Consider the following 13555-nt stretch of genomic DNA (forward strand, 5'->3'; position numbering starts at 1 on the left):
AGATGGCATCATACAATATTGACAAGCGCGATCCGCTTCTGGACAGCAAATTGCAGGCGATTTTGCAAAAACGCGGGCGCGAACTGGCTGGGATCGGGCTGGGTGTGCTGGCCTTTGTCGTCGCGCTGATGCTGGGGTCCTACTCGCCTGCTGATCCGGGCTGGATGGCGTCGAGTGATGCGCCGGTGCAGAATTCACTTGGGCGCATCGGCGCGGCAATCGCATCGCCCCTGATGGTTATTGCAGGCATCGCGTCCTGGGGGATTGTGCTGTTTCTGGGCGGCTGGGGTCTGCGGCTGGTTCTGGGGCGCGGGCATGATTCCGTGATGGCGCGCGGCGTGTTCCTGCCGCTGGCGATTGCCGTAACCTCTATCTGGTGCGCAAGCTTCGTGCCTTCGGCGCGCTGGGACATGCTGTATGGCATGGGCGGTGTGTTTGGCGATACGGTTCTGGGGGCGGTGCTGAACGCGTTGCCCATGTCACCTGCCGCCGGTGTCGTGTTCATGTCGCTGATGATGCTGATTGCAAGTCTGGCAGTCTGGGGTTTTGTCATGGGCGTCAACCAGCGCGAGGCGTTCACCTTCGCGCGGTTTCTGCTGACGGGCGTTATTCTAAGCTATGCGGGTGTGATGACATTGCTGCGCGGTGGTGTGTCCGGCGGGTTGCGCGGGGCGCAACTGGCAAGCGGGGCAGTTCTGCGCAAGGTGCAGGAAAACCACCATGCGCGTGCACAGGCAGCCGCCTATGACCACCCCGCGCCCGCGCATGGCGGGTATCATCACGACCGCGAACCTGTGATCCAGCGGTCGCAGGCGATGGACGAACCTGTTCTGACCCGTCGGGCCGCGCCGGTTATCCGCCCTTCGGGACATGCAAGCGCGCAGTGGCAGCACCATGATGATACGGTTCTGGTTGATCCGATGGTCGCCGATATGCCGCCCCCCGCCGATATGCGCCAGCCCGCGCCACAGCCCCAGTATTATGATGATGAACCCCGCAGTGGTGGTCTCTTGTCCAAGCTGAAATCGCTTAGCATGCGCGGTGCCGAACCGGCCCCCATGCCCGAACCCGAACTGGTCGAGCGTCACCCCCACGATGCGGCTATGGCCACACAAGCGCCTGCGCCCGACCGCATCAGCAGTCGTATCGCGGATGCCGTGCGCCACCGCAGACATGCCAAGCCCGCACAGGTGTTCAACCCGAACCTGCGCCCTGCATCTGTTTCGGGCGGACCGCGCATCGTGGCCGAACCGCCCTTGCAAGCGCCTGCGCGGCCTGCCCATGGTCCTGCGCCGGATGCGGTGTCCCCGCAGCCCCTGACTGCAAGCCTGACCGCCCAGATGGCCGCGCCGCCAATGGGAAATGTCCCGATGCCTGACTGGATGATGGCTGCCCGCCCTGCGGTGCCCGACCCCGACCCTTCGGCGGTGTTTGCCACACCGCAACCCGTCGCGCCGGTGTCGCATGACCCCGCAATGGCCGTGCGCCCCGGTCAGGTGTTGCAGCGCCGCGTTGTGGCCACCCCATCCGCAAAGCCCCAGACCTCGCGGCAGGCCCGCGCCGAGGCAGAACCGACATTCCCCTTCGATACGCGCGAACAGGTCAGCTATGAACTGCCGCCCCTGTCGCTGCTGGAAAGCCCTGCGAATGTGCAGCGCTATTCCCTGAGTGATGAGGCGCTGGAAGAAAACGCACGGATGCTGGAATCGGTGCTGGATGATTACGGCGTGCGCGGCGAAATCGTCAGCGTGCGTCCCGGTCCGGTTGTCACGCAATACGAACTTGAACCCGCACCGGGGCTGAAGGCCAGCCGCGTCATTGGTCTGGCCGATGACATTGCGCGGTCCATGTCGGCGCTGTCGGCGCGGGTCTCCACTGTGCCGGGCCGCTCCATCATCGGGATTGAATTGCCCAATGCCCACCGCGAAAAGGTGGTCTTGCGCGAAATCCTGTCGGCGCGCGATTTTGGTGACACCCAGATGCGCCTGCCGCTGGCGCTGGGCAAGGCGATTGACGGCGAACCCGTTGTCGCCAATCTGGCCAAGATGCCGCATTTGCTGATCGCGGGGACCACGGGTTCGGGCAAATCGGTGGCGATCAACACCATGATCCTGTCATTGCTGTATCGTCTGACGCCCGATGAATGCCGCATGATCATGATTGACCCCAAAATGCTGGAACTGTCGGTCTATGACGGCATTCCGCACCTGTTGTCGCCTGTTGTCACCGACCCCAAGAAAGCGGTTGTCGCGCTGAAATGGGTCGTAGGCGAGATGGAAGAGCGCTATCGCAAGATGTCCAAGATGGGCGTGCGCAATATTGAAGGGTATAACGGCCGCGTCCGCGAAGCCCTTGCGCGCGGCGAGATGTTCAAGCGCACCATCCAGACAGGGTTTGACGATGAAACCGGCGATCCGCTGTTCGAATCCGAGGAATTCGCGCCGGAACTGCTGCCCTATATCGTTGTCGTCGTGGATGAGATGGCCGACCTGATGATGGTCGCGGGCAAGGAAATCGAAGCCTGCATCCAGCGCCTTGCGCAGATGGCGCGCGCATCGGGCATTCACCTGATCATGGCCACGCAGCGCCCGTCGGTCGATGTGATCACCGGCACCATCAAGGCGAACTTCCCCACGCGCATTTCGTTTCAGGTGACGTCCAAGATCGACAGCCGCACCATTCTGGGCGAACAGGGGGCGGAACAGCTGCTGGGCATGGGCGACATGCTGTATATGGCGGGCGGTTCGCGCATTACCCGCGTGCATGGTCCCTTCGTCAGCGACGAGGAGGTGGAGGAGATCGTCAACCACCTGAAATCCTTTGGTCCGCCCGATTACAAATCCGGTGTGGTCGATGGCCCCGAATCCGACAAGGAAGCCGATATTGACGCGGTTCTGGGTCTTGGGGGCAACACCACCGGCGAAGATGCGCTGTATGATCAGGCTGTGCAGGTGGTTATTCAGGACCGCAAATGTTCCACCAGCTATATCCAGCGCAAACTGGGCATCGGTTATAACAAGGCCGCGCGTCTGGTGGAGCAGATGGAGGATGAAGGCCTTGTCACACCCGCAAACCATGTCGGCAAGCGCGAGATCCTGATCCCCGAACAGGGGTAGCCTGTGCTGATCGGCAACTCTCTGCCTTGTCAGGGCGCGTGATCAGATCGTGGCTTTGCCCTTGGCGCATCGTGCATTATTTAGGGTTTCATGAGTATCACACGCCGTTCCCTTTTCCTGTCCCTGCCAGCGCTTGCGCTGGTCCGGCCAGCCATGGCCCAGGCTATTCCGCTTGCGGAAATCTCGGCCTATTTCAACAGTTTCACCACCGCCGAAGGGGAGTTTACGCAGATAAACCCCGACGGGTCGCTGGTGACAGGGCGGCTGTATATCCGCCGCCCCGGCCGCATGCGGTTTGAATATGACCCGCCCGAAAACGCACTGGTCATGGCGGGCGGCAGTCAGGTGTCGGTGTTTGACGGGCGGTCCAATCAGGGGCCGAACCAATACCCGCTGCGCCAGACGCCCCTGAATATCATTCTGGAACAGAATGTGGATTTCCAGCGCGCGCGTATGGTCGTGGGTCACACCGTGGACGGCGATGTGACAACCGTGGTCGCCCAAGACCCCGAAAACCCGCAATACGGGTCCATCCGCCTGAATTTTTCCGCCAACCCCACGGAATTGCGCCAATGGGTCATCCGCGATGACACCGGCGCGGAAACAACCGTTATTCTGGGCAATATGCGCTTCGGCGGTCAGTTGTCGGCGCGGTTGTTTGACGTGGTGGCGGAAACGGAACAGCGGCGGCGGTGATCAGGGTTTGGTCAGGGCCTGTTCCAACGCTTCGCGGATGAGGCGCTGATAGGGAATGCCACGATCCTTGGCGCGCGCTTTCAGCGCCGCAATCAGGGGTTCAGGCAAGCGCATGGTCACACGCGCGGATTTCGGCAGTGCCTCGAATCGCATGGGTTTGAACTGTGCGAAGTCCAAACCGGACAGGTCTTGATCAAGGAAATCTTCGGCCTGCTTGTCAGTTGTCAGGACGGGGACGTATGTGGGCGAAGGCTTCGGCATAGCGTGTGACCTCTCGGGCGTGCATATAGCGGGCGCTGATGGGGCGAATTTTACCGTCCCGCCAGCAGAAAGCGATGAAGGCCGCGCGACCTTCTGGCGTCAGGCCGAGCGCGATGAAGCGCTGTTCGGCATTGGTGGAATGTTCCGGATCGGGCGCAACAGACAGGCCCGCGCGGAACATCTTCTCGATCTGGGCGCGGGTCAGGCCGTGCTTTTCACATTTGGCGCTATTGCCATGGTCCCAGTCGAAGTTGATCATAATGTATGTACAAATGTGCGGACGGTCAAGTGAGCGCTATTCGTAAGAAACAAAATTTGCTTGCCAAGAAGTTATCCCGAGAACCGTAAAACGCCAACAGATAGTTCGCTTGTCTACCTTTTGCTAACATGTATGGTATCTGTACTACGACATTGTAAGGCTCGTACGCATGCTAACGTCAGCTCAATCCTTGAACCAGATACTTGTGCAATGCGCGCAAGAAAAAGATAAAGCGAAACGCTTTGCCTTAGTTTTGGCGAAGGTTTTAGATACAGATAACCCGTCAGAAATATTTTCTGCCCAGCGTTTATTTTCAATAGCTTCAAAAGTTGAAGCTGATATTGCAGCGCTGCCACACACTGAGGACGAAAAGAAGCATCTTCAGAAACTCTATCAACCGTTTCGCAATATTCTTGACCTATCGGCATTTAGCATGAATATGCAGACAGCAAAATCACATTTCTTAAAAGCAGAAAACCTCACAAACCTTGTTTCGATTCATATGGGTTTGAAAGGGTTCGCAGACATCAACGAACCAAAGGCGGAAACAATCGAATTTTCAACGCGTTTACGCGAGATTAGAATGGAAATTTCGAGTTCTGACCTGCCTCTCGATTTGCGTTTGAATGTCTCTGAACGTCTCAGGCAAATTGAAAACGCTTTGGAGAAATACTATGCTTTCGGCGCAGATTTTATCGAGCGTGAGTTGAACGAATTAACAGGTGCAATTGTCATTCATCTGACAGAGGTGCCTAAAGATCGCAATATATTGGAAAAAACTCTGAGCGCTATCGGGGTTGTTCGACGTGGTGTTAGAGAAACAAAAGGTGCAGTGACCGAGATAAACGAGATTGCCGAAGCCACCCGTCCGATCATCGAACTTCTAGGGAAAGGAGGGGGATAACCCCCCTCACCTCGTAAACTTCTTATACTTCACCCGCTTCGGCTCCAGCGCATCCGGTCCCAGCCGCCGCTTCTTGTCTTCTTCATAGGCCGCGAAGTTGCCCTCGAACCATTCCACATGTGCCTCGCCCTCAAACGCCAGGATATGCGTGCACAGGCGGTCAAGGAAGAAGCGGTCGTGGGAAATGACCACGGCGCAGCCTGCGAAATCTTCCAGCGCCGCTTCCAGCGCTTGCAGGGTTTCCACGTCCAGATCGTTGGTCGGTTCATCCAGCAGCAGCACATTGCCGCCTGCGCGCAGCAGTTTGGCCATATGCACGCGGTTGCGTTCGCCCCCTGACAGCAGGCCCACCTTCTTTTGCTGATCGCCGCCCTTGAAGTTGAACGCCCCGACATAGGCGCGGGAATTCACCTCTGCATCGCCAAGCTGGATGATGTCCAGCCCGTCGCTGATTTCTTCCCAGACGGTTTTATTCGGGTCCAGCGCGTCGCGCGACTGGTCGACATAGGACAGTTGCACTGTGTCGCCGAACTCGATCGTGCCTGCGTCGGGCTGTTCCTGTCCGGTCAGCATACGAAACAGCGTGGATTTGCCCGCGCCATTGGGACCGATCACGCCGACAATGCCGCCCGGTGGCAGCGCGAAGGACAGGTCTTCGATCAGCAGGCGGTCGCCATAGGCTTTTTGCAGGTTCTCGATCTCGATGACCTTGCCGCCAAGGCGGGGACCATTGGGAATGATGATCTGCGCGCGGCCGATCTTCTCGCGTTCGGACTGGCCTGCCTTTTCTTCATAGGCGGCAATCCGTGCCTTGGATTTGGTCTGCCGCGCTTTCGCCCCCGCCCTGATCCATTCCAGCTCTCGTTCCAGCGACTTCTGGCGGGCCTTGTCCTCTCGGGCCTCTTGCGCAAGGCGCTTGGCCTTTTGTTCCAGCCAAGCAGAGTAATTCCCCTCATAGGGAATGCCGCGCCCGCGGTCGAGTTCCAGAATCCAGCCGGTGATGTCATCCAGAAAATAGCGGTCATGGGTGACGATCAGGATGGTGCCCTTGTATTCGATCAGGTGCTTTTGCAGCCATGCAATGGTTTCGGCGTCAAGGTGGTTGGTCGGCTCATCGAGCAGCAGCATGTCGGGCGCTTCCAGCAACAGCTTGCACAGCGCCACGCGGCGTTTTTCGCCACCCGACAGCGTGTCGACATTGGCCGTGTCGGGCGGGCAGCGCAGCGCCTCCATGGCGACATCGATCTGGCTGTCCAGATCCCACAGGTTTTCCGCGTCGATCTGGTCTTGCAGGGCGGCCATCTCATCGGCGGTTTCGTCCGAATAGTTCATCGCCAGTTCGTTATAGCGTTCCAGCTTGGCCTGTTTTTCGGCCACACCCAGCATGACATTGCCGCGCACGTCCAGATCGGGGTCAAGGTCGGGTTCCTGCGGCAGGTAGCCCACGCGCGCGCCCTTGGCGGCCCATGCCTCGCCGGTGAAGTCCTTGTCGGTGCCGGCCATGATGCGCAGAAGGGTGGATTTCCCCGCGCCGTTGACACCCACAACCCCGATTTTCACACCCGGCAGAAAGGACAGGCGTATATTCTCAAAGCATTTCTTGCCGCCGGGATAGGTTTTGGACACACCATCCATGTGGTAGACATATTGATAGGACGCCATGTGCTTTCCTTCGTGTGAAATGGGGGTTTTGCCTTCCCTAGCGCAAGGACGGGCCGTGCTGCAAGCCGGACAAGGCGGAAACGGAAAAACCCCCGCGGTTTGCGCGGGGGTATATTATGGGGGCAGGCCGTGCCTTAGTTGGCGACGGGTGCTTCGCCCTGCTGGGCACGCAACGCGGCCTGACGCTGGATCTCCTGCTTATACAGCGCCAGAAAGTCCACTGTGTCCAGATTCAGCGGCGGGAAACCGCCATCGCGCGTGACATCGGAAATGATGCGGCGCGCGAAGGGGAAGATCATGCGCGGGCATTCGATCAGCAAGAACGGGTGCAGCTGTTCGGCGGGCACGTTTTCAATCAGGAAAACACCGACATAGTCCAGCTCCACGATGAACAGCGCCTGGTCATCTTCCTTGTTCTTGGATGTGATCTTGAACTTGGTCGCGACTTCATACTGGTTTTCCACGTCACGCTTGTTCGCATCAAGGCTGACTTGCACCTGAATGTCAGGCTGGACATTGTTGCCTTGCAGTTTCTTCTGCGCGGCGACATTTTCAAACGACAGGTCGCGCACGAATTGTGCCAGAACGCGCATGTTCACTTTGGGGGTTTCGGCTGGCTGTGCGCCGTTGGTTTCTTCTGCCATGATTACCAGGCTCCTGTTGAGGGTCAGTTATTCTTCGGCGCGCTTGTAGCAGGGGGGGGCGGGTGGCTCAATCCCGCTTTTGGCGAGGGGGCAGGTGCTGTGTGTTTTGCTGCACATCGGGCTGGCGTTCATAATCGCCGTCAATAACGTCGTCACGCGCAGGACGCATCGATGGCGCGGCCCGCGCGTTCAGAACCAGACGCTGCAGGATCAGCGCCCGCACCGGCGGCAGCAACAACAACAGCCCCAGCCCATCCGTGAAAAACCCCGGCAGCAGCAGCAGAAGCGCCCCGATCATGCGCAGGGCCGAATGTGCCATGGGGCTGGCGGGGCTTGCATCGCGTGCAAGGGCCGCGCGCACGCTTTCGGCATTGCGATAGGGTTCCAGCCGCATCAGCACCAGTCCCAGCGCGCCGCTCAGGAAAACCCATGCCAGCGTTCCGATAACGCCTATTTCACTTCCAAATTGAACGAAAAGGGCAATCTCAATGACCGGAATGGCCAGTATGGCTATCAGAATCCACATCTTTCGGCCTCTCGTGGGGAATCATGTTACTTTGGAAGGTAGACTTGGCGACCAACGCGCCTTACATAAGCATTTGAACCGCCATACCAACCCCTGGCCGAGGTAACAATGGAACCCGCCGTGATCCAGCTACTTATTCTTGCAGGCATTGCTGTCTTTCTTATTCTGCGCCTGCGGGCCGTTCTTGGAACCCGCGACGGTTTTGAATCAAAACCTGTTCAGCGTGGCGATGGAACGGCAGAACCCCTGTCGAAACCGCGATTCGAGGTTATCGACGGTGGTCCAGATACCGATATTACAGACCATGTTCCCGAAGGGTCCGACATGGCAGACGCGCTTGCACGCATGAAAGCGGTCGATCCCGATTTCAGCGTGGGTGAATTCCTTCAGGGTGCCCGTGGCGCCTATGAGATGATCCTGATGGCGTTTGAATCCTCTGATATGGACTCCATCCTGCCGTTTCTGTCGCGTGATGTGTTCAACAGTTTTGACGAAGTTGTGCAGTTGCGTGAACAGCAGGGCGTTCGGGTAGACGCCTCTTTTGTGGGGCTGCGCGAAATGGATCTGGTTGGCGCCACGTTTGACGAAGACACCAAAGAAGGCGAGATCACAATCAAGTTTCTTGGTGAGCTGACATCTGTGGTGCGCAAGATCGACAGCGGTGAGGTTGTCGAAGGCGATCCGAACGAGATCAAGCGCCAGCGCGATGTCTGGACCTTTGCGCGCGACATGACAGCCGACAGCCCGAACTGGAAACTGGTCGCCACCGGCGAGTGACATTCGGAGGCAGGGGATGACCCGCAAATCCCGCAGGTTACATCCCGATGATCTGGAACTTTGGGGCCGCGTCGCGAAAAGCGCGCGGCCCTTGCGGTCCGATCTGGCCAAAGCATTCGACACCCCGGAGATGACCGAGCAGGCGTTTGCCCCTGCGCCCAAGAAGCCACGCCCGAAGGTGCGACCGCAGGGCAGCACGATTTTGCGGCCAAGCCCGTCAGGTGGCACCGCCATGCATGACCTTGCGCCCGCGCTGTCGGATGCGTTGGCGGGTGCCACGGTCAGCATGGACAAGCGCAAGTTCCAGCGCATGACCAAGGGGAAACTGCAACCAGAAGCCCGCATTGACCTGCATGGCATGACATTGTCACAGGCGCATGCAGCGTTGAACGGGTTTATCCTGCGCGCCCAGTCACAGGGTTTGCGACTGGTTCTGGTGATCACTGGCAAGGGCAAGACCGTCGCCGATGACGGCCCGATCCCGCGCAGACGCGGGGCGCTGAAACATGATGTGCCGCAATGGTTGCGTATGGCACCCCTGTCCGGCGCGGTGCTGGAACTGCGCGAGGCGCATCTGCGCCACGGGGGCAGTGGCGCGTATTATGTATATTTGCGCAAGTCGCGCCCCTGACGGCGGTATTGAGTATTTTTTGCAAGATGAACGGGCAGGGCGGCCCCTTGGCAAGCGCGGGGATTTGCGGCAAAGGGGCATGTCCGAGCAAGAGGCCAGACAGATGACATTCCGTTTCGACATTTCCGCCCGTGACGGCCGCGCCCGCAGCGGCACGATTCATACCCCGCGCGGCGACATTCGCACGCCTGCCTTCATGCCAGTGGGTACGGCGGCGACGGTCAAGGCCATGATGCCCGAATCGGTGCGCGAAACGGGTGCGGATATTCTGCTTGGGAACACATATCACCTGATGTTGCGCCCCACCGCCGAACGCATCGCAGCCCTTGGCGGGTTGCACAAGTTCATGAACTGGGACCGGCCCATATTGACGGATTCGGGCGGGTTTCAGGTTATGTCGCTGGCCAGCCTGCGCAAGCTGACAGAGGAAGGCGTGCGCTTTGCCAGTCATATAGACGGGTCGCGCCATATGCTTAGCCCCGAACGGTCCATGGAAATCCAGCGTTTGCTGGGGTCTGACATTGTCATGTCCTTCGATGAATGCACCCCCTTTCCCGCTGATGAGAAAGTGGCGCGTGCGTCGATGGAATTGTCCATGCGCTGGGCGGCGCGGTCGCGTGCGGCGTTTGGCGACCGGCCCGGCCATGCGCTGTTTGGTATCCAGCAGGGGTCCATCTATCGTGACCAGCGGGGCGAGAGTGCCGAGAAGCTGCGCGAAATCGGATTTGACGGCTACGCCATTGGCGGGCTGGCCGTGGGCGAGGGGCAGGAGCTGATGTTCGATGTGCTGGATTATGCCCCCGCGCAACTGCCCGATGACAAGCCGCGCTACCTGATGGGTGTGGGCAAGCCCGATGACATTGTCGGCGCGGTCCAGCGCGGGGTTGATATGTTCGATTGCGTTCTGCCGTCGCGGTCGGGCCGTACGGGGCAGGGTTGGACGGCGCGCGGGCCAGTGAACCTGCGCAATGCGCGCCACCGTGATGACCCGCGCCCGCTGGAAGATGGCTGCACCTGTCCTGCCTGCCGCAATTACAGCCGTGCCTATTTGCACCATGTCATCAAGGCGGATGAGATCATCGGCTCCATGCTGCTGACATGGCATAATCTGGCTTATTACCAGCGGTTGATGCAGGGGTTGCGGGACGCTATTGTAGAAGGCAACCTTGACAGGTTCGCTGCGTCCTTCCATGCGAGGCGTGCCGAGGGTGATATAGACCCCATCTGACATAACAGGAGGGCCGTATGGCCGCTGACATGCTTTCGACCGTGGTGAAGCCGATCCACAAGGAGGGATATAAATTCATCCCGATATTTGCCGTGGTCACGCTGGTGTTGTTCCTGATCTGGCAGCCGCTGGGCTGGGTGGGCGTTGGCCTGACAGTGTGGTGTTACTATTTCTTCCGTGACCCTGACCGTCAGACCCCTGTGCGCGAAGGGCTTCTGGTCAGCCCCGCTGACGGGGTGATTTCGCTGATCGAACCCGCCGTTCCCCCCGCTGAACTGGAAATGGGCGACCAGCCCCTGACGCGCGTTTCGGTGTTCATGAATGTCTTTAACTGCCATGTGAACCGTGCGCCCATTGCAGGGCGGGTGGCCAAGATCGCCTACCGGCCCGGCAAGTTCCTGAATGCGTCACTGGACAAGGCGTCGGTTGACAATGAACGCAATTCCATGGCGCTGGAAATGGCTGACGGGCGCAAGATTGCCGTGGTGCAGATTGCCGGACTGGTGGCGCGACGCATCCTGTGCGAGGTGGAAGAAGGCCAGATGCTGGACACCGGCGCGCGTTTCGGGATGATCCGGTTCGGGTCGCGTGTGGATGTGTATCTGCCCGATGGTGTGGAACCGCTGGTGGCGCTGGGTCAGACAATGATTTCCGCAGAAACCGTGATTGCCGACCTGACAAGCGGCGAGCCGCGCCGCATGGCGGCGATTCGCTGATATGCCATACCGTCGCGATACCCTGTCATTCGTGCAGCTTGTGCCCAATCTTGTCACCATTCTGGGCATGTGTGCGGGGCTAAGTGCCATTCGCTATACGTTTGACGGGCGCTTTGAACTGGCGGCGGCGCTGATCATACTGGCGGCCATCCTTGATGGCATTGACGGTCTGTTGGCGCGCAAGCTGAATGCGGCAAGTTCCTTCGGGGCGGAACTGGACAGCTTTTCGGATTTTGTCAGTTTCGGTGTGGCGCCCGGTATTCTGGTGTTCGGGTATGCGCTGACTGGTCCCATGGCGGGATTTGGCTGGGTGTTTGTTCTGGTGTTTGCTGTTTGTGCCTGTCTGCGTCTGGCGCGGTTCAATATAAGTCGCGCAGGCCCCGATACGGCAACGCGCCATTTTGTGGGCGTGCCTGCGCCAGCCGGTGCGATGCTGGGCCTGTTGCCGGTCTATGCGGGGTTGGCCGGTCTGGTGGACCCGTCGCGATTTCCGGTTCTGACGGCGTTTTATTTGTCGGTGGTGGGCTTGCTGATGGTGTCGCGCCTGCCAACCCCGTCATTGAAGGGAATCAGGATCAAGCGCGAATACGCCATCTGGGTTCTGGTCGGGATGAGTGTTTTCGTGGGTTTCCTGTTCTTGCGGACATGGATCACGCTGGTTGTTGCGGATCTTGTTTATCTTGGTGTTCTGGCCAGTTTGGCGCTGCGTCATTTCCGTAAACAAAAAGACACCGCCTAGCGGGTCTTTTTTGCCGATAGCCGCTTGACGCGGGCAGACGCTTCGCATAATTGGACGCCATAGCGCGGTTGTAGCTCAGTTGGTTAGAGTACCGGCCTGTCACGCCGGGGGTCGCGGGTTCGAGCCCCGTCAACCGCGCCACTTAAAAAACCCCTGCCCTTTCGGGTGGGGGTTTTTTAGTTCCGGAATGCCTGCGGGCCAGTGGTCGCGGTCTTATCGCGCGGTGACAGCCGCAACCGCCTGCGGGACCAGCGCGCCACGATGGCCGATGACCTCTCGGCTAAGGGCGTGGCCTGCACGAATGGCGGTCGCGCAATTCGCACCGCGCAGCCATGCGGCCAGATAGCCCGCATTGAAACTGTCACCGGCCGATGTGGTATCAACCGGGGTTTCGGGCGTCAGGTCAGTGATGTCACCCGCGCCATGCGCGCCGCCGAAGCACATCGGGCCGCCCCCGTTCTTGACGACCACATGACCGGCCCCAAGCGACAGGTAGCGCGCGATTGTGGCCTGCATGTCGGCATCGCCGAAATGGGTGGCTTCGTCGTCGAAACTGGGCAGGACCAGATCGGCAAGGGCGGCTGTGCCCTCGATCCCGCAGCGCATGACGGCTGTATCGTCCCACAGGCGCGGGCGCAGATTGGGGTCAAACACCACCGTTGTGCCCGCAGCGCGCGCGGTTTTCAGCGCTGCATGCAGGGTCTGGCGGGCAGCAGGGGAAAGGATGGCGATTGTGATGCCGGACAGATACGCGATCTTGCACCCCTCAAGCGCGCGCTTCAGCAGGGTGGGGTCATCTGCCAGGGCCTTGGCTGCAGATGTGTCGCGCCAATAGCTGAAACTGCGTTCGCCGTTGTTCAGGCTGATGGCATACAGGCCGATTTCGCGTGCAGGGTCACGGCTGACATGGGTGGTGTCGATCCCCTCAGTGTTCAGGAAATCCAGCATGCGTTGCGAAAAATCGCCCTGTCCCACCCGCGACATATACCCCACACGCCAGTCATTTCCCAAAAGGCGGCGCAAATACCACGCTGTGTTCAATGTGTCGCCTGCAATGCCAAGCCGCCATTGGTCGGGTTGTCCGGTTTGGGACAGTTCCACCATTGCTTCGCCGATGGACAGAATAAGCGGTTTTGTCATGTGTCATGTCCCGTCTTGAGTATGGTTTCAGTTCTGCGGGGTGGGGCGCAGGTTTGGGGGCAAAACTGGAATATTAGCTGAACACCTATGTCCACTGCGGCGATGCAGATGTCAATCTTTCGGCGGGATGGGCAAACGCTGCGGTATATGGGAATGACGCATTTATCGGCCTGAACGGGGCGCAGGGGTATGCGCCCCACGCTGCAGGCATTGACCCGCGCGTCAACGCCAGTATCAAGCCGCGACTGCACAGCGC

Annotated in this window: 14 protein-coding genes and 1 tRNA gene; 9 read left to right on the top strand and 6 right to left on the bottom strand. The window is 59.4% G+C overall.

Going from position 1 to position 13555, the window contains the following annotated elements; genetic code table 11:
• The first annotated feature begins 2 nt into the window (after window positions 1–2).
• Both ACTIE1_RS12345 and ACTIE1_RS12350 read left to right on the top strand, forming a co-directional pair.
• Window positions 3–3116, top strand: coding sequence for a DNA translocase FtsK 4TM domain-containing protein (locus ACTIE1_RS12345; protein WP_439562702.1), 3114 nt, complete (start codon window positions 3–5; stop codon window positions 3114–3116).
• A gap of 90 nt (window positions 3117–3206) precedes the next feature.
• Window positions 3207–3812, top strand: coding sequence for a LolA family protein (locus ACTIE1_RS12350; protein ID WP_439562703.1), 606 nt, complete (start codon window positions 3207–3209; stop codon window positions 3810–3812).
• Here ACTIE1_RS12350 and ACTIE1_RS12355 read toward each other — a convergent pair whose 3' ends face one another.
• Window positions 3813–4073 carry a CopG family antitoxin gene (locus ACTIE1_RS12355; protein WP_439562704.1) on the bottom strand — a complete coding sequence of 87 codons (261 nt, stop codon included), beginning with the start codon at window positions 4071–4073 and terminating at the stop codon, window positions 3813–3815.
• Window positions 4030–4332: a BrnT family toxin gene (locus tag ACTIE1_RS12360; protein ID WP_439562705.1), complete on the bottom strand. Its 303-nt coding sequence runs from the start codon at window positions 4330–4332 to the stop codon at window positions 4030–4032. Before ACTIE1_RS12360 ends, ACTIE1_RS12355 begins: the two co-directional genes overlap by 44 nt.
• Before the next feature lie 169 nt (window positions 4333–4501).
• Here ACTIE1_RS12360 and ACTIE1_RS12365 point away from each other — a divergent pair, with 169 nt between their 5' ends.
• The gene (locus ACTIE1_RS12365; RefSeq protein WP_439562706.1) at window positions 4502–5236 is read left to right on the top strand and encodes a hypothetical protein; all 735 of its coding nucleotides are present in this window, start codon (window positions 4502–4504) and stop codon (window positions 5234–5236) included.
• A 6-nt stretch (window positions 5237–5242) separates the two neighbouring features.
• Here the strand turns inward: ACTIE1_RS12365 and ettA are convergent, their stop codons facing one another.
• The 3 genes from ettA to ACTIE1_RS12380 all read right to left on the bottom strand — a co-directional run bounded on the left by ettA (window position 5243) and on the right by ACTIE1_RS12380 (window position 8068).
• Window positions 5243–6898, bottom strand: coding sequence for an energy-dependent translational throttle protein EttA (ettA, locus tag ACTIE1_RS12370; protein WP_439562707.1), 1656 nt, complete (start codon window positions 6896–6898; stop codon window positions 5243–5245).
• Window positions 6899–7032: 134 nt separating this feature from the next.
• Complete coding sequence (secB, locus tag ACTIE1_RS12375) at window positions 7033–7542, bottom strand: protein-export chaperone SecB (protein WP_439562708.1); 510 nt, start codon at window positions 7540–7542, stop codon at window positions 7033–7035.
• A 67-nt stretch (window positions 7543–7609) separates the two neighbouring features.
• Window positions 7610–8068 (bottom strand): FxsA family protein, encoded by a 459-nt coding sequence (locus ACTIE1_RS12380; RefSeq protein WP_439562709.1) that lies wholly within the window; start codon window positions 8066–8068, stop codon window positions 7610–7612.
• Window positions 8069–8176: 108 nt separating this feature from the next.
• Here ACTIE1_RS12380 and ACTIE1_RS12385 point away from each other — a divergent pair, with 108 nt between their 5' ends.
• The 6 genes from ACTIE1_RS12385 to ACTIE1_RS12410 all read left to right on the top strand — a co-directional run bounded on the left by ACTIE1_RS12385 (window position 8177) and on the right by ACTIE1_RS12410 (window position 12300).
• Entirely contained in the window at window positions 8177–8845 is a 669-nt protein-coding gene (locus ACTIE1_RS12385; protein WP_439562710.1) for a Tim44/TimA family putative adaptor protein, read from the top strand.
• Between the two features lie 16 nt (window positions 8846–8861).
• A complete protein-coding gene (locus ACTIE1_RS12390) occupies window positions 8862–9476 on the top strand; it encodes a Smr/MutS family protein (protein WP_439562711.1) in 615 nt (204 codons plus the stop codon).
• Between the two features lie 103 nt (window positions 9477–9579).
• Window positions 9580–10704 carry a tRNA guanosine(34) transglycosylase Tgt gene (gene tgt, locus ACTIE1_RS12395; protein WP_439562736.1) on the top strand — a complete coding sequence of 375 codons (1125 nt, stop codon included), beginning with the start codon at window positions 9580–9582 and terminating at the stop codon, window positions 10702–10704.
• 17 nt (window positions 10705–10721) lie between these two features.
• Window positions 10722–11420 (top strand): phosphatidylserine decarboxylase, encoded by a 699-nt coding sequence (locus ACTIE1_RS12400; RefSeq protein WP_439562712.1) that lies wholly within the window; start codon window positions 10722–10724, stop codon window positions 11418–11420.
• Between the two features lies 1 nt (window position 11421).
• The gene (pssA, locus tag ACTIE1_RS12405) at window positions 11422–12159 is read left to right on the top strand and encodes a CDP-diacylglycerol--serine O-phosphatidyltransferase (protein WP_439562713.1); all 738 of its coding nucleotides are present in this window, start codon (window positions 11422–11424) and stop codon (window positions 12157–12159) included.
• Window positions 12160–12223: 64 nt separating this feature from the next.
• Window positions 12224–12300, top strand: a tRNA-Asp gene (locus tag ACTIE1_RS12410).
• Between the two features lie 72 nt (window positions 12301–12372).
• On the opposite strand, the gene ACTIE1_RS12415 is transcribed toward ACTIE1_RS12410, so the two are convergent.
• Window positions 12373–13299: a sugar kinase gene (locus ACTIE1_RS12415; protein ID WP_439562714.1), complete on the bottom strand. Its 927-nt coding sequence runs from the start codon at window positions 13297–13299 to the stop codon at window positions 12373–12375.
• Window positions 13300–13555: the final 256 nt, after the last annotated feature.

The sequence above is a fragment of the Roseinatronobacter sp. genome, from assembly GCF_051859525.1.
In the GTDB taxonomy this organism is placed as follows: Bacteria; Pseudomonadota; Alphaproteobacteria; order Rhodobacterales; family Rhodobacteraceae; genus Roseinatronobacter.

Excerpts from the sequence above, each read along its gene's own strand:
- pssA (WP_439562713.1), top strand. The coding sequence starts at position 11,422 with ATGCCATACCGTCGCGATACCCTGTCATTCGTGCAGCTTGTGCCCAAT.
- ettA (WP_439562707.1), bottom strand. The coding sequence starts at position 6,898 with ATGGCGTCCTATCAATATGTCTACCACATGGATGGTGTGTCCAAAACC.
- ACTIE1_RS12400 (WP_439562712.1), top strand. The coding sequence starts at position 10,722 with ATGGCCGCTGACATGCTTTCGACCGTGGTGAAGCCGATCCACAAGGAG.
- ACTIE1_RS12385 (WP_439562710.1), top strand. The coding sequence starts at position 8,177 with ATGGAACCCGCCGTGATCCAGCTACTTATTCTTGCAGGCATTGCTGTC.
- ACTIE1_RS12380 (WP_439562709.1), bottom strand. The coding sequence starts at position 8,068 with ATGTGGATTCTGATAGCCATACTGGCCATTCCGGTCATTGAGATTGCC.
- ACTIE1_RS12355 (WP_439562704.1), bottom strand. The coding sequence starts at position 4,073 with ATGCCGAAGCCTTCGCCCACATACGTCCCCGTCCTGACAACTGACAAG.
- tgt (WP_439562736.1), top strand. The coding sequence starts at position 9,580 with ATGACATTCCGTTTCGACATTTCCGCCCGTGACGGCCGCGCCCGCAGC.
- ACTIE1_RS12390 (WP_439562711.1), top strand. The coding sequence starts at position 8,862 with ATGACCCGCAAATCCCGCAGGTTACATCCCGATGATCTGGAACTTTGG.
- ACTIE1_RS12415 (WP_439562714.1), bottom strand. The coding sequence starts at position 13,299 with ATGACAAAACCGCTTATTCTGTCCATCGGCGAAGCAATGGTGGAACTG.
- ACTIE1_RS12350 (WP_439562703.1), top strand. The coding sequence starts at position 3,207 with ATGAGTATCACACGCCGTTCCCTTTTCCTGTCCCTGCCAGCGCTTGCG.
- ACTIE1_RS12345 (WP_439562702.1), top strand. The coding sequence starts at position 3 with ATGGCATCATACAATATTGACAAGCGCGATCCGCTTCTGGACAGCAAA.
- ACTIE1_RS12365 (WP_439562706.1), top strand. The coding sequence starts at position 4,502 with ATGCTAACGTCAGCTCAATCCTTGAACCAGATACTTGTGCAATGCGCG.
- secB (WP_439562708.1), bottom strand. The coding sequence starts at position 7,542 with ATGGCAGAAGAAACCAACGGCGCACAGCCAGCCGAAACCCCCAAAGTG.
- ACTIE1_RS12360 (WP_439562705.1), bottom strand. The coding sequence starts at position 4,332 with ATGATCAACTTCGACTGGGACCATGGCAATAGCGCCAAATGTGAAAAG.